Annotated in this window: 22 protein-coding genes; 9 read left to right on the forward strand and 13 right to left on the reverse strand. The window is 64.3% G+C overall.

Annotated features, from left to right (window positions below; genetic code table 11):
* Window positions 1–46: 46 nt before the first annotated feature.
* A complete protein-coding gene (locus C7401_RS12345) occupies window positions 47–955 on the reverse strand; it encodes a LysR family transcriptional regulator (protein WP_112171658.1) in 909 nt (302 codons plus the stop codon).
* Between the two features lie 161 nt (window positions 956–1,116).
* Here C7401_RS12345 and metE point away from each other — a divergent pair, with 161 nt between their 5' ends.
* Window positions 1,117–3,411: a 5-methyltetrahydropteroyltriglutamate--homocysteine S-methyltransferase gene (gene metE, locus C7401_RS12350; RefSeq protein WP_112171659.1), complete on the forward strand. Its 2,295-nt coding sequence runs from the start codon at window positions 1,117–1,119 to the stop codon at window positions 3,409–3,411.
* A gap of 85 nt (window positions 3,412–3,496) precedes the next feature.
* Here metE and C7401_RS12355 read toward each other — a convergent pair whose 3' ends face one another.
* Window positions 3,497–4,405, reverse strand: a complete 909-nt coding sequence (locus C7401_RS12355; protein ID WP_112171660.1) for a CHAD domain-containing protein — start codon at window positions 4,403–4,405, stop codon at window positions 3,497–3,499.
* A 243-nt stretch (window positions 4,406–4,648) separates the two neighbouring features.
* Between C7401_RS12355 and C7401_RS12360 the strand changes: the two genes are divergently transcribed.
* Window positions 4,649–5,017 carry an NUDIX hydrolase gene (locus tag C7401_RS12360; protein WP_112171661.1) on the forward strand — a complete coding sequence of 123 codons (369 nt, stop codon included), beginning with the start codon at window positions 4,649–4,651 and terminating at the stop codon, window positions 5,015–5,017.
* Window positions 5,018–5,174: 157 nt separating this feature from the next.
* Here the strand turns inward: C7401_RS12360 and C7401_RS12365 are convergent, their stop codons facing one another.
* Complete coding sequence (locus C7401_RS12365) at window positions 5,175–5,972, reverse strand: substrate-binding domain-containing protein (RefSeq protein WP_112171662.1); 798 nt, start codon at window positions 5,970–5,972, stop codon at window positions 5,175–5,177.
* Window positions 5,973–6,295: 323 nt separating this feature from the next.
* Between C7401_RS12365 and C7401_RS12370 the strand changes: the two genes are divergently transcribed.
* Window positions 6,296–6,502: a hypothetical protein gene (locus C7401_RS12370; protein ID WP_112171663.1), complete on the forward strand. Its 207-nt coding sequence runs from the start codon at window positions 6,296–6,298 to the stop codon at window positions 6,500–6,502.
* A gap of 317 nt (window positions 6,503–6,819) precedes the next feature.
* On the opposite strand, the gene C7401_RS45565 is transcribed toward C7401_RS12370, so the two are convergent.
* Window positions 6,820–7,404, reverse strand: a complete 585-nt coding sequence (locus C7401_RS45565; protein WP_258397010.1) for a hypothetical protein — start codon at window positions 7,402–7,404, stop codon at window positions 6,820–6,822.
* A gap of 264 nt (window positions 7,405–7,668) precedes the next feature.
* Between C7401_RS45565 and C7401_RS12380 the strand changes: the two genes are divergently transcribed.
* The 3 genes from C7401_RS12380 to C7401_RS12390 all read left to right on the forward strand — a co-directional run bounded on the left by C7401_RS12380 (window position 7,669) and on the right by C7401_RS12390 (window position 10,879).
* Entirely contained in the window at window positions 7,669–8,574 is a 906-nt protein-coding gene (locus C7401_RS12380) for a LysR family transcriptional regulator (RefSeq protein WP_112171665.1), read from the forward strand.
* Window positions 8,575–8,763: 189 nt separating this feature from the next.
* On the forward strand, window positions 8,764–10,077 hold the full coding sequence (locus C7401_RS12385) for an MFS transporter (protein WP_112171666.1): 1,314 nt from the start codon (window positions 8,764–8,766) through the stop codon (window positions 10,075–10,077).
* 343 nt (window positions 10,078–10,420) lie between these two features.
* Window positions 10,421–10,879 carry a hypothetical protein gene (locus tag C7401_RS12390; protein WP_146757912.1) on the forward strand — a complete coding sequence of 153 codons (459 nt, stop codon included), beginning with the start codon at window positions 10,421–10,423 and terminating at the stop codon, window positions 10,877–10,879.
* Between the two features lie 22 nt (window positions 10,880–10,901).
* On the opposite strand, the gene C7401_RS12395 is transcribed toward C7401_RS12390, so the two are convergent.
* Window positions 10,902–11,354 carry a monooxygenase family protein gene (locus tag C7401_RS12395; RefSeq protein ID WP_112171668.1) on the reverse strand — a complete coding sequence of 151 codons (453 nt, stop codon included), beginning with the start codon at window positions 11,352–11,354 and terminating at the stop codon, window positions 10,902–10,904.
* A gap of 60 nt (window positions 11,355–11,414) precedes the next feature.
* On the opposite strand from C7401_RS12395, the gene C7401_RS12400 reads away from it, so the two are divergent.
* A complete protein-coding gene (locus C7401_RS12400; RefSeq protein WP_112171669.1) occupies window positions 11,415–11,978 on the forward strand; it encodes a TetR/AcrR family transcriptional regulator in 564 nt (187 codons plus the stop codon).
* Window positions 11,979–12,008: 30 nt separating this feature from the next.
* Here the strand turns inward: C7401_RS12400 and C7401_RS12405 are convergent, their stop codons facing one another.
* On the reverse strand, window positions 12,009–13,490 hold the full coding sequence (locus C7401_RS12405) for an HD domain-containing phosphohydrolase (RefSeq protein WP_112171670.1): 1,482 nt from the start codon (window positions 13,488–13,490) through the stop codon (window positions 12,009–12,011).
* Between the two features lie 236 nt (window positions 13,491–13,726).
* On the opposite strand from C7401_RS12405, the gene C7401_RS12410 reads away from it, so the two are divergent.
* Together C7401_RS12410 and C7401_RS12415 are read left to right on the forward strand one after the other, a co-directional pair.
* Window positions 13,727–14,311, forward strand: a complete 585-nt coding sequence (locus tag C7401_RS12410) for a DUF308 domain-containing protein (protein WP_112171671.1) — start codon at window positions 13,727–13,729, stop codon at window positions 14,309–14,311.
* A 63-nt stretch (window positions 14,312–14,374) separates the two neighbouring features.
* The gene (locus C7401_RS12415; protein WP_258397011.1) at window positions 14,375–15,310 is read left to right on the forward strand and encodes a lysozyme inhibitor LprI family protein; all 936 of its coding nucleotides are present in this window, start codon (window positions 14,375–14,377) and stop codon (window positions 15,308–15,310) included.
* A 54-nt stretch (window positions 15,311–15,364) separates the two neighbouring features.
* Here C7401_RS12415 and potE read toward each other — a convergent pair whose 3' ends face one another.
* The 7 genes from potE to C7401_RS12450 all read right to left on the reverse strand — a co-directional run bounded on the left by potE (window position 15,365) and on the right by C7401_RS12450 (window position 22,122).
* The gene (potE, locus tag C7401_RS12420) at window positions 15,365–17,614 is read right to left on the reverse strand and encodes a putrescine-ornithine antiporter (RefSeq protein WP_112171673.1); all 2,250 of its coding nucleotides are present in this window, start codon (window positions 17,612–17,614) and stop codon (window positions 15,365–15,367) included.
* A 145-nt stretch (window positions 17,615–17,759) separates the two neighbouring features.
* The gene (locus C7401_RS12425) at window positions 17,760–18,104 is read right to left on the reverse strand and encodes a hypothetical protein (RefSeq protein ID WP_112171674.1); all 345 of its coding nucleotides are present in this window, start codon (window positions 18,102–18,104) and stop codon (window positions 17,760–17,762) included.
* Between the two features lie 123 nt (window positions 18,105–18,227).
* On the reverse strand, window positions 18,228–18,485 hold the full coding sequence (locus C7401_RS12430) for a hypothetical protein (RefSeq protein ID WP_112171675.1): 258 nt from the start codon (window positions 18,483–18,485) through the stop codon (window positions 18,228–18,230).
* A gap of 201 nt (window positions 18,486–18,686) precedes the next feature.
* Window positions 18,687–19,544 carry an SDR family NAD(P)-dependent oxidoreductase gene (locus C7401_RS12435; protein ID WP_112171676.1) on the reverse strand — a complete coding sequence of 286 codons (858 nt, stop codon included), beginning with the start codon at window positions 19,542–19,544 and terminating at the stop codon, window positions 18,687–18,689.
* A 21-nt stretch (window positions 19,545–19,565) separates the two neighbouring features.
* Window positions 19,566–20,411 carry an SDR family NAD(P)-dependent oxidoreductase gene (locus C7401_RS12440; protein ID WP_112171677.1) on the reverse strand — a complete coding sequence of 282 codons (846 nt, stop codon included), beginning with the start codon at window positions 20,409–20,411 and terminating at the stop codon, window positions 19,566–19,568.
* Window positions 20,412–20,496: 85 nt separating this feature from the next.
* Window positions 20,497–21,066, reverse strand: coding sequence for a TetR/AcrR family transcriptional regulator (locus C7401_RS12445; RefSeq protein WP_112171678.1), 570 nt, complete (start codon window positions 21,064–21,066; stop codon window positions 20,497–20,499).
* 114 nt (window positions 21,067–21,180) lie between these two features.
* Entirely contained in the window at window positions 21,181–22,122 is a 942-nt protein-coding gene (locus tag C7401_RS12450) for a LysR family transcriptional regulator (RefSeq protein WP_112171679.1), read from the reverse strand.
* Window positions 22,123–22,131: the final 9 nt, after the last annotated feature.

Genomic DNA, 22,131 nt, shown 5'->3' on the forward strand with positions numbered 1-22,131 from the left:
GTGGAGGCATGCGAGCGTTGCGGGCCGTCGTTGCGTCCGTCGCGCATCAGCTTCGTACGCGCGGCGCTTGCCAGGCGGAGTCGCGTGCGAACTCAACGAATGAATTCAGATAATCGACCACGGCGTCGCCTTCGCGCGTGCCCAGAAAGATCTGCTTCGCGATGCCTTGCTTGCCGAGTTTCAGGCTCACGATCGGCATGCGCTCCGCGTATTCCTCCGCGAGCCAGCGCGGCAACGCCGCCACGCCGCGACGGCTCGCGACCATCTGCAACATGATGTCGGTCGTTTCGATCGTCTTGTGACGGCGCGGCGTGATGTTCGCGGGCCGCAGGAACTGGTTGTAGATATCGAGCCGGTCCGTTTCCACCGGGTACGTGATGAGCGTTTCGTCGACGAGCTGTTCCGGCTTCACGTAGTTCATGTTCGCGAGCCGATGGCCTTCGGCCACCACGAGCACCTGCTCGTAGTCGAACACGGGCTCGAAGCACAGGCCGGGCCGGTTGAGCGGGTCCGGCGTGACGAGCACGTCGATGTCGTAGCCGAACAGCGCGCCGATGCCGCCAAACTGAAAGCGCTGCTTTACGTCCACATCGACATCGGGCCAGCGCGCGAGATAAGGCGACACCACCTTGAGCAGCCACTGGTAGCACGGGTGACACTCCATGCCGATGCGCAGCGTGCCGCGCTCGCCGGCGGCGTACTGCTTCATGCGCTCCTCGGCCAGCTCGAACTGCGGCAGCAGTCTTTCCGCGAGCGAAAGCAGATACTGGCCCGCCTGCGTGAGGCGCAGGCTGCGCCCCTCGCGGTCCCAGATCGGCGTGCCCAACTGCTGCTCGATCTTCTTGACCGTATGGCTCAGCGCGGATTGCGTGAGAAAGAGAGAGGCGGCCGCGGCGGTCAGCGAGCCCTGGCGGGCCACTTCGCGGACGATGACGAGATGAACGCGTTCGAGCATGGAAAAGGACAACCCCGGAACAACCGCGCGCCAATTGGGCGACAGATGAAAGAATCTAATGGATGGATGAAATAATGCCATTTTTCTTCATCGGACGATAGCCTTATGATCGCTGCCACTCTGGATCGTTTTCAGCACTTTTCTATCGGATGGCAGCGCATATGGTCACCACGCACAATCTCGGCTTTCCGCGCATCGGCGCGAAACGCGAACTCAAATTCGGCCTCGAACGTTACTGGAAGGGCGAGTCCTCGCGCGACGAACTGAAGGCGCTCGGCGTGCAACTGCGCGCGCGCCACTGGGAGAACCAGAAGGGCCTCGACCTCGTGCCCGCGGGCGACTTCGCGTTCTACGACCAGGTGCTCGACATGAGCTTCACGCTCGGCAATCTGCCCGAGCGCGTGCAGGACTTTCACGGCGACAAGCTCGACAACTACTTCCGCGTGGCGCGCGGCCGCTCGGCGGCGGGCGCCGAGGATCACGCCGCGTGCTGCGGCGGCGTGGCGGCTGGCGAAATGACGAAGTGGTTCGACACGAACTATCACTACATCGTCCCCGAGTTCACGGCCGGCACGCAGTTCAATCTCGACACTTCGCGCCTTTCCGAGCAACTGCGCGAAGCGCGCGAACTGGGCGTGAAGGCGAAGCCTGTGATCATCGGGCCGCTCACGTACCTGTGGCTCGGCAAGGCCAAGGACGATTCGGACAAGCTCGCGCTGCTGCCGCGACTCATGCCCGTGTATCGCGCGCTGCTCGATTACTTCCGGGTCATGGACGTGGAGTGGGTGCAGATCGACGAGCCGATTCTCGTGACCGAACTGGATCCGGCATGGCGCGCGGCGTTTGCCACGGCGTACGAAGGCTTCGAGCAGCGCAGCGTCAAGCTGTTGCTCGCCGCCTACTTCGGCCAGCTTCAGGAAAACCTCGACCTCGCGTGCGCGCTGCCCGTCGACGGTCTGCATATCGACGCGATCAACGCCCGTGCCGAAGTCGCGCTGGCCGCGCAAAAGCTGCCCGCGCAGAGCGTGCTTTCGGTTGGCGCGATCAACGGCCGCAACATCTGGAAGACGGACCTGAGCGCCACGCTCGAATGGCTCGAACCGCTCGCGCAGCAACTGGGCGAGCGGCTGTGGATCGCGCCGTCGTGCTCGCTGCTGCACGTGCCGGTCGATCTCGCGAGCGAAGAGAAGCTCGACGCGGAAATCCGCTCTTGGCTCGCTTTCGCGCTGCAAAAGCTCGACGAAGTGAAGGTGCTCGCCACCGCGATCAACGAAGGCCGCGACAAGGTTGCCGCCGAACTCGCGGCGAACGCGGCCGCCGTTCAAGCGCGCCGCCAGTCGCCGCGCGTGAACAACCCGGCGGTGAAGGCCGCGCTCGCGCGCATCGATGCGAAGCTCGGCAATCGACAGCACGCCTACCCCGAGCGCGCCGCGAAGCAGGCCGCGCGCCTGAAGCTGCCCGCGTACCCGACCACGACGATCGGCTCATTCCCGCAAACGGCGGAGATCCGCCAGGCGCGCAGCCAGTTCAGGAGCGGTGCGCTCGACAACGCGGGCTACCAGGCCGCGATGCGTGCCGAGATCGAGCGCAGCGTGCGCGAGCAGGAACAACTGGGCCTGGACGTGCTCGTGCACGGCGAAGCCGAGCGCAACGACATGGTCGAATACTTCGGCGAGCAACTCGACGGCTACGCGTTCAGCCAGTTCGGCTGGGTGCAGTCGTATGGCTCGCGCTGCGTGAAGCCGCCTATCCTGTTCGGCGACATCAGCCGCCCGGAGGCCATGACGGTGGAGTGGATCACCTACGCGCAGTCGCTCACGAACAAGCCCATGAAGGGCATGCTCACGGGCCCGGTGACGATCCTCAACTGGTCCTTCGTGCGCGACGACCAGCCGCGTTCGGTCTCGTGCTACCAGCTCGCGCTCGCGATTCGCGAGGAAGTGCTCGACCTGGAGAAGGCCGGCGTGCGCGTGATCCAGATCGACGAGGCCGCGTTGCGCGAAGGCCTGCCGCTGCGCCGGGCGCAGTGGGGCGAGTATTTGCGCTGGGCCGTGGAATCGTTCCGCATCACCGCGAACGGCGTGGAAGACGAGACGCAGATCCACACGCATATGTGCTATTCGGAGTTCAACGACATCATCGCGTCGATCGCCGATATGGACGCCGACGTGATCACGATTGAAACGTCGCGCTCGGACATGGAACTGCTCGATGCGTTCGACGACTTCAAGTATCCGAACGAAATCGGGCCGGGTGTGTACGACATTCACTCGCCGAACATCCCGACCGAAGCGCACATCGTGCAGTTGATGCAGAAGGCTGCCGGGCGGATTCCGGCGGAGCGCCTGTGGGTCAACCCCGACTGCGGCCTGAAGACGCGTCAATGGGCCGAAGTGATTCCCGCGCTGACCAACATGGTTGCCGCCGCCAGGGTGCTGCGCGCTCAGGCGCGCTAGGGAAAACGCGGAGGCAAACGCGGAGGCAAACGCGCTCGCCGACGGCAACGCCGATGCCTGCGTCCCGAGCCCGGCTCGGGACGCATCAGGACATCGCCCGCACCCGCCGCGACGCCGCGCGCATGCGCCGGCACTTCTGTTCCTCCAGCCATTGCAGCGATTGCTGCACGACCTCAGGCGGCACCTCGCTGAACGACGCGCTGCGAATCAACGTTTCGCTTGCGGCAATGTCGTTGAACTGCCCCAGTTTGTTCTGCACGGCCGTCAACGTCTTGATGGTGCGGCCATGCCCGCCTTTGATAACGGGCTGAAAAAATTCGAGCAGATAGCGCAGCTTTTTGCCCGCCTTTCTAACATCGTGAAGATCTTCCTCGTGTGTGGCCTCGCCGCGTGCCGCGCGCCGGCTCCGCTTTTGCAGCGCGCGCTGCGCGAGACGCACGCGCTTTCTCGCGAACGCCCGAATCGGCAGATCATTGCAACGCGATTGCAGTGCGGTTTGTGCGTGCAGCAGGGCGTCGTTCAGGAACGCTTCGACGGCGTCGCCCTGGATCATCGTCTGGCTATGCGCCACCGCCTGTGCGCGCTTCTCGCGCGCCGCGGCCACGAGCGGTTCGACCGATGCGCCGGACGCCTGGGCGGCGCTCAGGAGCGCGCCTGCAATGTCCCAGTCACGCGTGCCGCCTGCCACCGCCGCGAGACGCTTGAATTCTTCGGTGGCGTGCGCGGTCGCTTCTTCCCCGAGGTAGGGGGAGTACGCCCAGTACAAAGCCCTAAGCTTTCTGAAAGCGACGCGAAGCTGATGAAAGCCCTCAACGTCGCTCGTGGTGGATAGCGCTCTCGCTCGTTGCACGGCCTCGGCCACGACCGGTGTGGCGAGTGACGAGAAGGTGCTGGCGATAGAACTCGACTTCGATAGTGATGAACCGGCTGGCCGGTGGTTGACTTTGAAGAGAGTGTTTGGCCGGGGCAACAGCCAGTCACCATCCATATCCATTGCAGCCTCGAGTCGGACAAGAAATGTGCTTTGCCCAGACCATACCACAGCTAATTTCGTGCACCGTCATTGTGACGCTTTGATGAAACACCTTAAGGTATCGCGCGTAAGTCGCTATCGCTTCAGAATATTTCCGGCTTTTCATTTTCTGTATTAGGATACTGGGCAACGTCTAGCACCGCCCGATACGCTGCGGCGTCGAGCGTGCCTCGAAACTATCTGGGGCATCAGTGGGAGTCCGGCTTGAAGAAACGCGCCACCGTGATCTGTCGCAGAGGTAAGCGAATCCTCCTTGTCGCACGTAGTCAAGCCAAGTGGGCTTTGCCGGGCGGGATTCTCAAGCGGGGTGAGCATCGCACGGACGCCGCGCTTCGAGAACTCAAGGAAGAGACTCAACTCGCCGGCAAGGCGGCCAAGCATCTCTTCGACTTCCGTGGCAAGCAGAAGCACCATCACGTGTTTTCCTGCGAAATCTCCAATCGCGCCAAAGCGCGCCCGAGTAATGAAATCGTCCGGTGCCGCTGGGTCCATCTGGACGACATTGCGCGCCTCCTCACCACCGGACCGACGAACGATATCGTGAAGCTGATGAGCCAGCGGCGCAGGAAGTAGACCTCTGCGTCCCGCGGGCATGCCATCTGCACTATCTGATGCTTTCGAAAGCGTAGGAGTGCTGTTTAAATCCGGCTGCGTGATTCCGCCGTTCGATTCCCGGTGCGATAGCGCGTGCATCATCGCATCTTGCGGCCACCAGGCGTTGCCGTTTCGCTTAGTTCGCGGGTGCAGCCGTGATCGGTTCGAGCCCGCTTCTCGCAATCGCGGGCGCCGCGTCGGGCGACGACAGAAAGCGGATCAGTGCTTCGGCTCCCGCTGGGTTCCTTGCCGTGGTGACAATGGCCCCTGAGAACACCGTGTACCGCTGCACCTCGGCGGGCAAACTGCCGGCCACCGCCACGCCCTTGACCGGCAACAGTTCCACGACCTGCTGCAATCCGAGTTCCGCATCGCCGCTCGCGACGAGCGTGGCGACTCTTCCGGACGGCACCATGCGGCTCTTGCTTTTGACTCGTCCGTCAATGCCAAGACGCGAAAACAACTCGCCGGCTACGTAGACGCCGGTCGCGTTGTCCGGATAGACGATGGATTTCGCCGCAAGCAGCGCGCGGCGCAATCCATCGACTGAACTGATATCCGGTTTCGGCGCGCCCTCGCGAACCGCGACGCCGATGGGCGAACGCGCGAAATCCACCTTGCTGCCCGGTACGATGCTCCCGGCGTTGCTCGAGTCGTCGAGCGCATCGCTCGCCACTATCAGCACGTCGGCCCACTCGCCGCGTGCAAGCCGCACGGGGATGGCATTCAGGGCCGTACCCACGGCAGGCCCCCAGACCGTGACCAGCGTATCGCCGCTCGCGTCCTGATATTGCGGGCCCAACTCACGATACGCGGGCGCAAACCAGCCCGAAATCATGACCTTGACCGGGTCTGCCCATGCCGTGCCGCTGCCGAATATCGCGAGCGTCACGCAGAACGCGAGTGTGCGAATCCTCGGCTTGTGGATGGTCACGGCTGCGCCCCGTTACGTGCTTCGCTGATGCTACGACGAAACGCGCATGCCTCGTGCACGGGATGTGCCTGGTGCGGTGCACCAGTCGACATCGCCCGACGTCGCCGAAGGTGCCCTTGAGGAATCTTTCCGTGCTGTTGCTATCGTGTTGAAATCGACGTGACGTGCGGCTTTTATCGCTATAGTTAAAGTGCTTTCTCAAACGCTTGATGCAATGCGGCAGCGATTGCGCCATGCATCAAACGTCCCCGGTTTGTGCGGGGCCCTTTCGCCGTGATCCGGCAAAGAGGGCTGCAAAAGTAACCGATCTCCGGGAGGAGTCGATGAGAAACACAAAGACGCAGTCGCTGCGCTACCAGGTCGAGAAATGGCTGGCGCCCACCACGCCGGTCCATGTGACCGCATTCGGGCACACGCGCTCGGGCGGGGCGCGCTACGTGTGCGTGGAAACGCGTCAGGCGACGGGATTTCACGCGCTGTTCTTTTTTCGACACGACGACGGTTACTGGAACGTGTTCCCGCCCGCGTAATGCGCTGATACCGGATCGCAGTCCATGACTCACCCAGGATTCGCTTTAATCAATTAGCTTTGCTTGCTAATGATGTTAGCAATCCTGGACAATCTGGATTGTCGATCCAGCTATTGCAGACGCACAGAGCCATACGCCATCATGGTGACGGTCGGCCTGATCCTGCGCGATCTCGCGTAGCGCGCCAGCGGGCCATGCGTCATGATCCGCTTGACGGATAACGGCAACACGCTCGCATCGCTTCGAAAGCCTCCTGTTTCCAGGAGGCTTTTATTCGAGCGGCCAGGGATGACTACCCCGGCAGGAAACCACGCGGGTTAGTGCCCGTGCGCTTCCTGAAAACCGATGTCTTTCTTGAGTCGACGGCCGCGGGAACCGGCATGGAATCCCGCTGAGATCACGAAGAGAACCCCGGCGAATGGCCAGGTGTAGATTGCCAGCGAGAAGCAAAGCCAGCATGCGTCCTGTGGGGGGTACGCGTTGAGCGCCCATATGAGACAGGCAACTGGAAACATCAGCAGACACAGCGCCGACCGGTTCAGAAAAGTGGCGGCTCTTGCTTTTTTGAGCGTTTCAGATTGCATGCCGGGCTCCATAGGGAATGGCACTGCGGTATAGAGTCGCACGGTAGCCACTTTACGAATACTTGGTAATATCCCTGACATGCGCCCGTGCTGCGGGCAGTAGCGCCATGTGGCGAGAAACGTGGCAATAGCGCGGCCACGCAGATATTCAGATATCTTGATCGATTGGGATAGAACAGTAAGTAAGCCTTGATATTGCGGGCCGGGATTTGTTGCGAAGCAATGCACAACAAACGCATGCGCATCACATTTTGGCCCCATTTTATCCTTTTCAGCTTCCACGGCGCTAACGTTTTGTTCGCCTTTCTGTTTATCCAATCTCTCGCAATAAAATACGGAATACTAATTAATCGTGCGTGGTCGATCGTCGTTTTCGGTTCGCGTGTGAGTGGCGCCAGGGCGCGATTGCCAGGGGGGGCACGCGGCCACGACGCGTAGCTTCGCCGGCCTCGCTTCGCGAGTGTGGTGCAGCGCTTGCCGCTTGTGCCGGTTCAGGCTGAATGACGGCCTTTCCGGTAGACTCCGCATCTTCGAAAATGACAAAGGGCGGGGGGCAATTTGGCCCGGCTTGAACCTATTCCGATGAACGTGACGCTTCGGCAACTCAGTGCTTTCGTTGCCCTTGCAAAGACGGGCGGATTCACCGGCGCGGCCGCGCGACTGCACGTCACGCAAAGCGCACTCAGTGCATTGATCCGGGATCTCGAACAGGCGCTGGACGTGCAACTGGTCCATCGCACCACGCGCAGCGTTCAGCTTTCGGAAATCGGCGAACAGTTCCTGCCGTTGGCGCAACGGATCCTGGACGACCTCGAGCTTGCCAAGCACTCCATTTGCGACCTGAAATCGCTGAACGCCGGATACGTGCGGGTCGCGGTGCCGCAATTGATGGCGTGCACGCTGATGCCCCAGGTGGTGGCTGCGTTCAGGCAGAAGCACCCGAAGGTCGAAGTGCGGCTCGTCGATTGCATGGTGGAAGACGTCGCGCCGCGCGTGCTGACCGGCGAAGTCGATCTCGGCGTGGGCCCCGCGCGCGCCGTGAACGAGGAGTTTGTCACGCTGCCTTTGTTCGACCAGCCGTTCCTTGCCGTTTTCCCCGAAGGACACGCGCTGGGCAAGCAGGCGCAGGTGTCGTGGGCGGATCTCGCGCGCTATCCGCTGATCTCGCTGCGGGACGACTACACGCGGCTCTTGAACAACCAGTTGGTCTCGATCGGCCAGCGCGCGCTCGAACCGGCGAGCGAAGTGGGATTCATGACCACCGCCTTGAGCATGGTGGCCTCCGGTCTGGGCGTCACCACCTGCCTGCCGTATGCCGCCTCGCTGCTCGATTTGCACCGGCTCCAGCGGCGCGAACTGGTCGAGCCGACCATTACGCGCCAATTCTTTCTGTACGGCCGCGCGGGCGTGCGGCTTGGCCCGGTGGCCCAGGGATTCGCGGACTTCCTCTGCGCGTACTTCAACGAGCAGCATGCGCATGCCTCGTAGCGCCGCTCGCGCGCGTCAAGCGCGGTGAGCACGCTCACTCATCACTTCTTCCGATCAATCCACAAGAAAAAACTGTTTGTCCTCGCGAACGGCTTGCGCTTGAATGAGCGTCGCTTCGAGGCAAGGCGTGAATGCGGCCTCGTGCACAGATAAAGCGAGATCGGTATCAGCGTTCCAGAGGAGACAGTCGTGGTCGAAGCAAGAAGTGACCGGCATTCGGTCGAAAAAAGCACTATCCGGAAGATAACGTGGCGGGTCGTTCCGTTCCTCACGCTCTGCTATATCTTCGCCATCCTCGATCGCAACAACGTCGGTCTTGCCGCGCTACAGATGAACAAGGACATCGGCTTGTCGAAGTCGGTGTTCGGATTCGGCAGCAGCCTGTTTTTCATCGCCTATTTCCTGTTTGAAGTGCCGAGCAATGTCTTGTTGCAGAAGGTCGGCGCGCGGCGCTGGCTTGCGCGCATCATGATCAGCTGGGGGCTGGTCGCTGCCGGCATGGCTTTCGTCAATGGTCCGGTTTCGTATGGCGTGGTGCGATTCATCCTCGGGGCAGCCGAAGCCGGCTTCTTTCCCGGCGTGATTCTTTACCTCACGTACTGGCTGCCTTCCGCGTGGCGCGCGCGCATCATCGCCTGGTTCATGGTGGCCATTCCGCTCGCGGGCTTTATCGGCTCGCAGTTGTCGGGGTGGCTCCTGTCGCTGGACGGCCTGCTCGGTTTGCGCGGCTGGCATTGGCTGTTCATCGCGGAAGGACTGCCCGTATTCGTGTTCGGCCTGATTTGCCTCGTCTTGCTGACTGACCGGCCCGAGGACGCCAACTGGTTGTCGCCCGAGGAAAAGACCTGGCTGATCGCCCGCATCAAGCAGGAGCGCGAGGCGGAGCGTCCGATGAGCGCGGTGTCGCTCGGTCAACTCGCGCGCAACGGATACGTCTGGGGGCTCATGCTCGCCTGCGCCGCGGCGTTGGCGGCGGGAAGCGTGCTTGGCGTCTGGCAGCCGCAGTTGATCAAGGCGCATGGCTTCAGCGACATGCAAACCGGCCTGATCAATTCCATTCCCTACGGTATCGCGTCGGTATTGATGATTGTCTGGGGCTGGAGTTCGGACAAGCTGAACGAGCGCCGCTGGCACACGGCCATCCCGTTGCTGATGATCGCGGCAGGGTTTTCCGCGGCCGGCACGACGAGCAGCCTCACGGTCATCATCGCCCTGCTGTCGGTCGTGCTGATCGGTGCGTATTCGTTCAAGGCGCCGTTCTGGGCGCTGTCGCTGGAGGTTCTTCCCCCGCGCGTCGCGGCGGTCGGGCTCGCGGCGATCAATGCCGTCGGCACCCTCGTTGGCGGGCTCATGGTCAACGTCTACGGCGAGATACTGGAGCGCACGGGAAGCACCAACCTCGCCATGTTGCCAACCGCCGCCATGGGGCTGGCCGGCGGCCTGGTCATTCTGGCGATGGCGGCCAATCGCCGCCGCCTCGTGGCGTCCGGCAAGGGCGCGTGAAGCGAGAACATCTCACACCCTCGCGGAATCGTCCCGATTCCGCAGCGCGTCTGCGTGCGTTTCGTGAATCGAAACGCACGCAGACGCTCAACACTGGCAACTGCACGCGGCGCTGCTTCGCAAGCTCGCCTCGCAGTTTGCCTGGCAGTTCGCCTGGCAGTTCGCCTCGCAGTTCGCCTGGCAATTTGCCGGCAATTCCTGATTCGTTCCCACATAATCCAACGCTGTCGCGTTGATTGCTTCGCGCGATTCACAACTGGCGCAGCATCCGACCGCTTCGTGCGCGACGACTTCGCTGACCGGACGGAAAGCGCGGCCGTGGATGGACATGATCAGGAAGAAGATGAAGATTTCGTTTGTTGCCGTCTGCATGCTCGCGGCGGCGCTAGTCGGCGGCTCCGCGCGCGCTGCGCAAGCCGTTGCATCGGATACCGCATCGTCGAACGAGGCATCGTGGTGGTCGCGCGGCGTGCAGCTCGAAAAAAAGACCGCGGACAACACGTGGACCGTGCGCTGGTTCGACGATCTGACCGTGCACGGCACGCCGAAGTCATACGCCGGCAATCCGCAGGACGAGCCCTGGGTGGAGATCACCGCCCTGCGAAGCGCGGATGAAGCGGGCGACGCCCGCTCGATCGTGGTCCGCTGTCTGGGCACGTACGCGCGCCGCGTCGTCGTTGCGGCCGTTGTGGTGCAGGCGAGCGACATCGAGCCAAAGTGGATGCAGCAGTTCCGGTGTGGCGGCGGCGAATGGCGGGTGAGAACGATCAACGTGGGCAAGTTGCCGTCGGCCACGCATTGACGCAAAGCGCGGGGCAAACGGCCTAATCCGCCGCCATGCGCTGACGCGCGCTCATGAAAGGGCCCACCGGCCGCCGCTCCGGCGCGAAGCGGTCGAACCCCACGGGGCCCGGCATGTCGATATAGACCGCTTCCATGCCCTGACGGCTATAGCTTTCATGCCAGAAGCCCGCGCCGCCGCTGTCGCGCAGGAATTCGCGCCACCAGCGCGAGTGGGGTTCGCTGCGCGTGAACGCTTCCAGACTCGGGAGATCGCGCCAATACTGGCGAATGCCCACATGGTTGAGGGCAAACAGGAACTGCTCGCTCGACAGCAAGCCGGGCGGCGGGTTCGACTCGATCTGCCGCAGCCCCTTGCCGATGCCGAGCACGGCGGCGATGCCGCGCAGCCGGCGCACCCGGAACCCCAGAATGACGACCACGAGATCCGGATAGGCGCTGAGGTCGACGGACCTGCGGGAAACAGAGGCTTGCATGGCGGCTCCTTGCTGTTTACGCTGTAAGCATAGTCTCGAATGATTACGGTGTAAACAACGATGAGCGAATCCGTAGTGTCCCTTCATGACCGGCTGGTCGACTGCGCGCTGGCCTTGCTCGAAGCGGGGGAAAGCGATGTGAGCCTGCGTGCGGTGGCGCGGGCGGCGGGGGTGTCGGCAATGGCGCCGTACCGGCATTTCGAGGACAAGGTCGCGCTGATGGGCGCTGTCGCGCTAAAGGGCTTTGCCATGCTGGAGGCGGGCGCGGCGCGCGCCAATGAAGCGGCCGATCCTGGCGAAGCGCTCACCGCGCAGGGACTGGCCTATGTGGGCTTCGCGCGCGCGCATCCCGCGCTGTTCCGGTTGATGTTCGCGGACGGGGCGGGGCTCGACCTGCCGCACGACGATTGCAAGGGCGCGTACGCGTTGATGGTGCGGCGGGTGGCGGAACTCGCGCCGCATCAGGCCGAGGCCGGGGCGCTAGCCTGCTGGGGGCTGGTTCACGGACTGGCGACCCTCGCGCTCGACGGGCGTATTCCGGCCGATCCGGACGGCGAGCGGGCGGCGCTGGCCCTGATGACGCAAGCGCTGCGGGCGCCGCCGCCCGCTGTCACGGGTTCCTGATTCGACCTGCGGGAACACAGGCCACGGTCATCAAAGCAGGCCCATTGCCGACGCCTTGAGCGTCGCCGCCGCGCGCGTGGAGCATTCGAGCTTGCGGAACACGCTCTCCACGTGCGTGCGCACCGTGCTCGGACTGAGCGTCAATTCCCGTGCGGCTTCCTTGTTGCTCGCACCACGCGAGATGGCGCGCAGCACGTCGATCTCGCGCGCCGACAGACGCGCGCGCGGCTCCGCCGCGCTCACCGGGCGTTTGACGGCGCGCGCGCCTTCGGCCAGCAGCGCGTCGACGGCTTCGCCGCACAGGCGGCCGGCTTGAACTTCGGCGCGCAGTGCTTGCGCGGCGGCTTCGGCGCCGAGCGCGGCGCGCCACGGCCGCGCCGAGCGCAACGCAACCCATGCCACGGAAGCGGCCAGCACGCGCGCCTCCGGCGTCAGCGCCGCTGCGCTTACGCCACGAAAATAGCCCGAGCCGTCCAGCCGTTCATACGCATACGACGCGAGCTCGGCCGCATCATGGAGCGCGCCCGCCTGCTTGCCCGCGCGCGAGGTCCAGTACGGCGCAAGCCGCACCTTCTCCCAGGCGCTTTCGGGCAATCGCGTGTTGAGGTTCCAGATGCCGTTGGGCACCGCCGCCCGCCCGATCCCGTGAATCAACCCGGCGCGATAGACGCGCGCGTGCGCCGCCTTGTCCGTCGTGAGACGTTCGCAACAGCGGGCCGCCGTTGCCGCGACCGCGCGCGAAAAGCCGGTCATCCAGGGCAGCTTGAGGTCGATGACGTCCGCGATCAACTCGGCCGACGTGGCCTGCTCCATGTGCGGCGTCGTCAGCGCGGCGTCGAGATCGGCGGGCGACGCATGTTCGAGTTCCTGAAGCCAGCGGAGCGCATGGCGCGCCGCGATCTCGACGAGCTGCCTGGGATAGCGCGCGTCGGCCCGTTGCGCGAGCAGGCCCAGGGCCTGTTCGACGCCATACGTGCGGCTGAAAATCTCCAGATCGCCGGCAAGCGCGACGACGAACACCGGCGCCGGCACCGCCTCGCGCGCAAGGTGCGCGGGCAGACCGCCGCCGTCCCACGTTTCGAAGATGTGACGCAAGACCGTTTCCGTCGCGCGCGGCAGGCCCAGCATGCGCGCCACCTCGCCCGCCACTTCGCAGTGAATCTGCGCGAGCGGCGAGAGCACCGCGGCCGCGCCACCGAGCGACTGGAGCGGCGCGGCCCAATCCGAGCCGCCTTCGAGCATCGCGACGCGAATCTGGATGTCGTCGCCGAACACATCGGCAAAGCCGGCCGCGTTTGCCGTGCATCCCGACCAGCGCAGCAGCGCCGTTTCCCGCACGGCGTCGAGCGTGGGCGCGTCGAGCCGGGCGGCCTGGGCGAGGCGCGCCGCGAGCCATGCGGTGCGCGGCGAATGGTCGGTGGGCTGCCCCATGCTCAGGTCGCCGATGAAGGCTAGGGCTTTCACGGCATCGAACACGCGCAGCGGGGAAACGTCGGCTGTGTCGTCAGTCATCGAGGTGGGAGGAAAAACGCTCGTCAAGCGTTCGGCCACTATACGTCACATCGTCTTCCGGCCGCGCAACGTTCGGGCAAGCCCCCGCCTGGGTCGGTCATTCGACCGATGCCGCCGCGGCGCGGCGAGTGCGATCCTTGCGTCCAGCGCAATGCGTCATATCGGGGTATCCGTTTACCGGGACGCGCGCTAACCAGGCAACGCGCACGGTTGCCATTCATTGCTAAGGAGTCGACATGGTTGATCGTCACGAAGATACCGATCTCGCGCAGGAAGGAAGCTGGCTCAAACGCTACTATTTTTCCCGGGCCGCGTTTTCCGCGGTTTGGGTCGCGCTCGCTTTCTCGCTGGCGCAGCATTCGCCGGTCAGCCTCGTCGTACTGCTGATCGTCTATCCGGCGTGGGACGCGCTGGCCAACTACATCGACATGCTGCGTAGCGGCGGCGCGACGGCCAATCGCACGCAGGCGCTCAACGTCGGCATCAGCGTCATGACGATGATCGCCGTGATCGCGGCGTTGAAATTGGGCGCGCACTGGGTGCTGGGCGTGTTCGGCGTTTGGGCCATACTTTCCGGGCTGCTCCAGCTTGGCACCGCCGTGCGCCGCTGGAAGCGCTTCGGCGCGCAATGGGCGATGATCTTGAGCGGCGCGCAATCGGCGCTGGCGGGGGCATTTTTCATCGTGCAGGGCGGTGCGCCCTTGTCCGCCGCAATCGGCAGAGTGGCCGGCTATGCAGCGGTGGGCGCCGCCTACTTTCTCATTTCCGCGTTGTGGCTGTCCGCCGGTCAACTGCGCATCAAGCTTGCCCGAACGTCTTGAAGCGCCGGTTCACTTTGCCGGACAATTGCGGGAAGGCTGGATGGACGGTCCACGCCCGGCGAGGTGAACAAACTTCGGGAGACGCGCATGCGCTGTGCGGGGCATCCAAAAGCGGGCGACGCGGCATGGCGGCGGCTTCTCGTTCTCTGGATGGGGGCCGCCGCGCTCATGCTCCCCGGTTTTGCGCGCGCGATGGACTTCAGTCTGTACTACCAGCCGCAACTCAAACTGAAGATGGTGATCGGGGAGGGGAGAATCGAGGACGGCGACGCGGATAAGTTTCTGGCGCTTGCCGGAAAGGCCGATCGTGACGACGACGGGTTGATCGTCCTCGTGTTGAGCAGTCCGGGCGGCAATGTCGAGGCGGCTTTCCGGGTCGTCGATGCCATGGACAAAGTGCGCGTGCACACGCTGGTTCCCGACGACGCCCGATGCGCGTCCGCCTGCGCCTCCATCCTGTTCGCCTCGGGCGAGCGCCGAAGCGTGCTTGGCAGCGGGCTGCTCGGCTTTCACAGTTGCTATCGGCGCGCAGGCTCCGCCTACGCCGCGGACTCGCTTTGCAACGAGATCATCGCGGCAAACGCCATGCAAAGGGGCGTCAGCCACGCGGGCATCAATCGCTTCGTCAAGCAGTACGGCGCGCAGGACATGGCGTGGGTCGGCCGCGATGTCGCCTGCCAGTCGCTTCAGGGGCTTTGCAAGCCCGGTCGGCTCTCGGCGCGCCCGGAAACCCGCACCGCGCTGATGCATAGTCTTGATTGCAGCAAGCTCCTGTCGGTCCAGGCGCAGCTTGTTTGCGGGGATGCGGAGCTTCTTCGCGCCGATAGTGAGCTTTCCGAAATATATCGTCAGAAGCTGAGCGCATCGGCAAACAAGTCGCGGTTGCGAGCGGATCAACGCGCGTGGCTTCGCAATTCACGCAATGTGTGCAGCGATAAACCTTGTTTGTTGCGCAGTTATCGTCTGCGTATCAGCGAACTCAAGAGCGCACGGTCCTGAGGGCGACCGGTTCAGCCGCATGCCGATCCGCAAGCCCCTGAACCTGTGATCCGGTTATTCGGGCAGCGCCGCCCACTGGAAGAACGTGCGCGTATCGGTGTCGAGTTTCGCAAACCATTTTCCGTAGAGGCCGTCGAATTCAGTAGACCTGAACAGACGGCTCAGCGTGCGGTCCACCAGCAGGCGCAGATCGTCGTCGCCGCGCGCCATGCCGATGGCGACGGAGGTCGTCGTGAAGCGCCGGTCGAGGACGACGAGGTCGTTCGCCGCCGCACTGTCGTGCGTCACGGCCAGCAGCAAGGCGCGATCGGCGAAGAAGACATTCGCCTGGCGATCGATGACTTTCTGCACGCCGGCCTGCACGGAGGGGACGGCAACGACCGTCGCCGGAATCGAGAAGTCGCTGAGCCTGGCCGCGAGCCAGCGCTGCGCCGGGGAGCCCGCGATAACCGCAACGGTCTGCCTGGACAGCAGTTGAGCGGGCGCGGCGCGCCAGATCGGGTGCGAGGGGCCCGCGCCCGAGAGAATCTCGCGCAGCCCGGCGGGCGCGTCGGTGCGCAGCACCGCCCCGATGCCGCCCGGGTACACGGGAATCGAGAAGGACAGGGTCTGCCTGCCCGTGAGCGTGTCGGGCGCGCCGCAAAGCAGATCGATGTGGCGCCCCTCCGGCACGCGCACGCCGTCGCCAGGCGAAAGCGCGATCCACTGGATCTTGAGCGCGCCGAGGCCCGGCACGTTGCCGATTTCGTCAGCGATCTTGCGGCACAGCGCCACCGTGTAGCCCGTGACTTGCCCGCTGTCGTCCTTGTAGGCGAACGGGCGCGCGTCGCCGAGGTAGCCCAGCGTGAGGTTGCCCGACTGCCTGATGCGCGCGAGCGCGCTGCCGCCCGCCGGTTCCTGCGCGCGCACCGGCGTCGGCATGAAGGCCAGCAGCAGGGCCAGGAACAGGGCCGCAGGCGCAAGCATGCCGATGACCATCGCCGCGGCTGCGGAGTCGGTGGCCGTGCGCCCGGAAGAAGCCGCCGGGTCGTGGCGCGTCGCTGCGAAGCCATAGACCGCGTAGCCGATCACCATGACCAGCATCGCGCCCAGCACCGCGTCCTTGCCCGACGCGTAGATCGCATAGACGGAATAGGCGAGCGCCACGACCGTCACCGCCGCGTTGAGCCGGTACTTCGCCGCGGGCGTGCCCGCGTTGCGCATCATCACGAAGAGCGCCGAGAGCGAAATAATGTAGGGAATCACATTGGTCACGACGGCCAGGTTCACGAGCGCCGCGAACTGTTCGCTCAGGTTCGGCGACATGGTGGAGAGCGCCATCAGCGACTGGAGTATCGCCATGACGATCATGCCCGCAATGGGCGCGCCCGCGCGGTTCGCCTTGCCGAACACGGCGGGGAACATGCGGCTGTCCGCGGCGTCCTTGGCGGTCTGCGCGAGCGTGAACTGCCAGCCGAGCAGGGAGCCGACGCACGCCATGGCCGCAAGCGCCATGACGATGGAGCCGACCGTGGGATTGAACATGTGCGCGAAGGCGAGGCCGAACGGGCCGGTCGAACTGGCGAGATCGGCATTGGGCACGATGCCCTGGATCACGGCCGTGGAAAGGATATAGATGACCGCTGCGCCCAGGGTGCCGAACATGCACGCGAGCGGGACATCGCGCTTGGGATTTTCGACCGCCGACGAATTCTGGACGGCGGACTCCATGCCGAGGAACGCCCAGAGCGTCAGCGCGATGCTCGAACCCATGCCTTCCGTCAGGCGCAGACCCTTCGGATTCCACGCGGCCGCGAACGTCTCGCTGTGAAACCAGAACCAGCCGGCAACCGAGATGAAGCCGACGGGCAGGATCACGCCCCAGACTGTCACGGCGCCGATGCGGCCCGTGAGCTTCGGTCCGCCGAAATTCGCAACGGTCGTGAGCCACAGCAGGCCGATTACGCCCATGCAGGTTGCGACCGGCGTGGATGTGAGCACCGGGAAGAAGGCGGCAAGATAGCCGAGCGCGGAACTCGCGACCGCCACGTTTGCAATGGCGATGGAGAGGAAGTAGAGCAGGAAAACCTGGAAGTAGCCGTCCTTGCCGTAAGCTTCCTCCGCGTAGGCGGCCATGCCGCCCGCCCGCTGGTTGAGCAATCCGGCTTCGGCAAAGCCGTAAGCGATGGCAAGCGAACCGATCGCCGTGACGACCCACGACAGCAACGAAATCGCACCGACCTTCGCCATGTTCGCGGGGAGCATGATGATCCCCGAGCCCATCATGTTGACGGTGACGATGAACGTCAGTTGTACTACGTTCATCCTTTTGGGTTGATCGACCACGGCGATGCTCCTTGTGGCTTCGCGGCCCTGATGCGTGCAAGCGCATGGTGGAGTGGATGTGGCAACGAGCGGGGCAACGGCTCCCGGTCTGTTTTTTTTATGCGCTCTCGTATGAACGTGGCGTCTATTTGGCCTGCGCGGTGACGTCGCAGCCGCCGTGGGCGCCGCTGCCGGTGTTCTTCAGCGTGAGCGTCAGCCGGCTGCCCCGGTTTGCCGTGATGATCTGCCCATAGCTCACCGTGGGAATGAACTGGATATCCGGCGCGACGGCCACTGGCGGATTCCTGGCGCCGTCGACAGTCAGATCGAGCTCCACGGTGACCGATTCGATGGCGACGCCCAGATCCTCCTTCTTGCCGGCCTGTTCTTTGCGGAACGTGCACAGCCCTGTGAGGACCTGCTCCAGCGCCGTCGGTATGTCGACCGGCTTGCCCGGCGGGATCGGCGGCGTATTGCAGGCTACGATCATGAAGGGCAAAGTGCCAAGGACCACATATCGGCAGGCTCGCATCGGCTTCCCCAGTTGGTCTGCTACATGTCGATTGCGCCGTCGCTCGATCCGGGTCACGCCGGCGCACGTGAGCGCGAACGCTCAATACTTGATCTGCCTTGCCGCCTCGCGGCCGTTCTGCTTGGTTTGCCGCTTGTCCTGGCGGCATTGCGAATTGCTTGTCTGGTTCGCGGCCCTGCAATCCTGCTTGGTGTGCCGCGACCCCTGGCGCGTTTCCTGGCGCACGTCGCGCCCGGCGCGGCGTTGCTGGGCCTGCTCGGTTGACCAGGAGGTTCCCGCCGAAACCGTCACAACCAGGGTGATGACCGCGAGCGCGAACTTCCTGCGCCGTGAAGACATGGTGACCTCCGCAATTGCTTTCCATGAACCGGGAGACAGCTTTGTCGAAGGTTGCCACGTGTGATTCGCCAGTCAATCGGACGTAGGTCCTATGGCCGTCGCGATGACTGTGTCAGGGGGAGGTGGGTGCGGGTACGCGCGAGGTACCGGCAGACACCGGCAGACCGTGCCGGTGTCTGCCGGTCGGCGCGGCGCAGAATGTCACTGCGACGGCCATTCGGGCGCCGCCGCGCCGAAATCGGTGGCCAGGGTCACGGCTTTCCACTTTTGCTGGCTTTCGCGGCGCGCGAGTTCCTCGGCTTCGAATACCTGCCAGGCGTCCGAGCCGAGCATCAACCGCGCGGGCACGGTCTCCCGCGACGCGAGCATGACGATCAGCTTCGCGATGCGCTCGGGGTCTCCCACTTCATGGCCCACATACGCCTCTACCAGCGCCTTGAATTGCGCCATCGACGGCCGATAGTCCTCAGGCAGGTCTTGTAGTGTCGAGCGCGCCTCGCGTCCCCATTCGGTGCGCATGCCGCCCGGTTCCAGCGTGCACACGCGGATGCCGAACGGTGCAACTTCCTTGCCCACGACGTCGCTGAATCCGCCCACGGCCCATTTCGCCGCCTGGTAGGCGGCGAGCCCCGGGCTGCTGATGCGCCCGCCAATCGACGAAACCTGAAAGACGTGGCCGCCGCCCTGCGCGCGCATGACGGGAATGGCCGCGCGCGTGAGGTTGACCACGCCGAACAGATTGGTTTCGAGCTGCGCGCGGAAATCGCCGGAAGGCGTGGACTCGAACGGCTGAATGTGCCCGTAACCGGCGTTGTTGACGAGCACGTCCAGACGTCCGAAGCGGCGCGCCGCTTCGGACACGGCGCGCTTCGCCTGTTCTTCGTGCGTCACGTCCAGCTCGAACGTCGCGAGGCGCTCGCCGTGACTCGTCTGCAAACCGGCCAGCTTCGACGTGTCGCGCGCGGTGGCCAGGACCTTGCCGCCATCGAGCAGTGCGGCTTCGAGAATGGCGCGGCCGAGGCCTCGGGACGCGCCGGTGATCAACCAGACTTTTGACATGATCGTTTCACCCTTCGTCGGTCATTGGGGATTGAATCCAGCCTTACCCTCGAACGTCACCGAGCCGGCGAGTTCCTTTTGCGCCTGAAGCGCGGCGAGGCTGCGGGTATAGGCGGCTTCCAGCACGGCATAGGCGTCCGCGCCGAGCACGGTGCGCAGCGGCGGCTCCGGCAACTGGCTGATCGTGTAGATGGCAGCCGCCATTTTCACGGGGTCGCCCGATGCATATTCGTCGCCGACTTCCTTGATCTGCTGGCGCAGCTTGCCGACGACGCCGTCCTTGTAGGCGCCAAGCTCATCGGTCCAGCGGATATTGGCCACGAAGCCCGTTTTGATGGAACCCGGCTCGACGATGAGGGTGTTGATGCCGAATTCGGCCACTTCCTGGCTCACCGACTCCGCAAAACCTTCCAGGCCGTATTTGGCCGCGTGATAGAGCGAGCCGCTCGGGAACGCGGCGCGCCCGCCGACGCTCGTGACATGGATGAACGTGCCGTGCCCGCGCGCGCGCATCGCGCCGAGGAAGGCCCGCGTGACGTGGATGGGCGCGAGCAGATTGAGCGCGATCTGCTGCTCGATGTCGGCCTCGCTCATTTCCTCCATCGCGCCAATGACGGCGCCGCCCGCGTTGTTGACGACGACGTCCGCGTCGGCGTGACGTGCTGCGACGGCCTGCACCTGCTCGGGACGGGTCACGTCAAGCGACTCGACTTCGAGCGCGTCGGGCCACGCATCCTTGAGCGACTGCAAGGCGGCGACGCGCCGCACGGCGGCCACCACGCGATGTCCTTCGGCCAGCACCTTCTCGGCGAGCGCCAGCCCGAGACCGCCCGATGCGCCGGTAATGAGCCATTTTTGACTGCGCATGACGACTTCTCCTTTTACTTAATGAGCGCGTACGCACTCAATTAAAAACCAAAAAAACTGCCCTGGTTGACGTGGTATGGCGGCCCTAGCGGGTAATGGCTCGCCAGGCCGCCCGAAATCCCAGTTGCCGATGACGTTCGGCGCCTTCCGGCTCCTTCTCGATGTACTCGATCGTGGTGTCGGCGATGCGTTCGATCACGGCATAAAGAAACGCGATCGGCGCGTCGACCAGAATGCCGCCATGCACCGCGTCCTCCATCATCCGGGACACCGCCAGGAACGGCTCCATGCCTCGCGTGCGCGTGCCGTCCTGCAACACCCCGGAAGCGGAGAGCTTCGAAACCGCAAGACGGCCGGCCGAATTAGCCACGCCCCAGCCGACATAACGCTGGAAGATATGCTCCATGCGCGGCTCGAAGCCCGCCTGATGAGGGTAGCCGGGCATGACGTATTCGGCCAGATCGTTCTTGAGGTGCAGGTACAGGTCCTGGAAAAGGGCTTCCTTGTTCTCGAAGTAGGTGAACAGCGTTCCTTCCGCCACTCCCGCGCCGCGGGCGATGCTCGCGGTGCTGGCCAGCACGCCCTGTTCGGCAACGGCCTGCGTGGCCGAGAGCAAAAGGGCGTTGCGCTTTTCCGGACTGAGCGGTCGTGCCATCCTGATTCGAGTCAAAATAGAGTGAGTACGCGCTCAATTATAGGCGAGCCTCGGGATCGAGGCAAACGGTTCGTTTTGTCGCAGCGTGCGGTTGTCACCGTGAAGCGCATTGCGTCATGTTTCGCCTGCGATCACGGGAAACGCCGACACCAGCGTATCGAGCAAATGGCGAACGGCGGGCACCATGCCTCGGCGCGAGGGAAAGATCGCGTGCACGAGCCCCGGTGCCGCCGACAGATCGGGCAACAGGTGCAGCAGACGGCCCGCCTGGAGATCGGCTCCCACCTGCTCGCGCGGGAGCATCGCGACGCCGACACCGCGTATCGCCGCGCGCCGCAGCGTCGCCAGATCGTCCGTGGCGAGGCGCGGGCGGTGTGTCCATGCAATTGCCTGTCCGCCGGCGTCCACCAGGTTCCAGATGTACTTTTCGCTTGCGCTCGCCATCGAGAGCGACGGCCAGGTTTTCAGCGATTCGATCGACACGGGCGCGGGATGGCGCGCAGCCAGTTCGGGGCTCGCGACCAGAATCCGTACCGACAAGCCCAGTTGCCGCACCGCCAGGTCCGTGTTCTCCAGCGGCGGCAGCCTGACCCGGATGGCGAAGTCCAGCCCTTCCTCGATCACGTCCACACGCCGGTTCGTCGCGTCGAGCAGCACCTGAACCTGCGGATTGTCTTCGAGATAGCGCGCCAGGATCGCGGCGATGCCGGAGTCCAGCAACGCCACCGGGCAACTGATGCGCACGGTGCCCTGAGGCTGCGTGCGCGTCTGGTCGACGAAGTCCTTCGCGGCCTTCGACTCGGCGACCATCGCGACGCAATGCTGATGGAACTGCCGCCCGGTTTCCGTCAGCGACAGGCTGCGGCTCGTGCGATTGAGCAGGCGAATGCCCAGTTCCTCCTCCAGCGCACGGATGCGCCGGCTGAGCTTCGACGTCTGTACGCCCAGGCCGTGGGCGGCGGCCGTGAAGCTGCCATGCTCGACGATCAGCGCGAATAGCCGCAGGTCGTTGAGGTCGGTGATCTGGTTGGGCGGCACGTCGCCTCCGGAAGTCATCGTTGCTGT

Origin of the sequence: Paraburkholderia unamae, from assembly GCF_003268775.1 — a bacterium.
Classification (GTDB): Bacteria; Pseudomonadota; Gammaproteobacteria; order Burkholderiales; family Burkholderiaceae; genus Paraburkholderia; species Paraburkholderia unamae.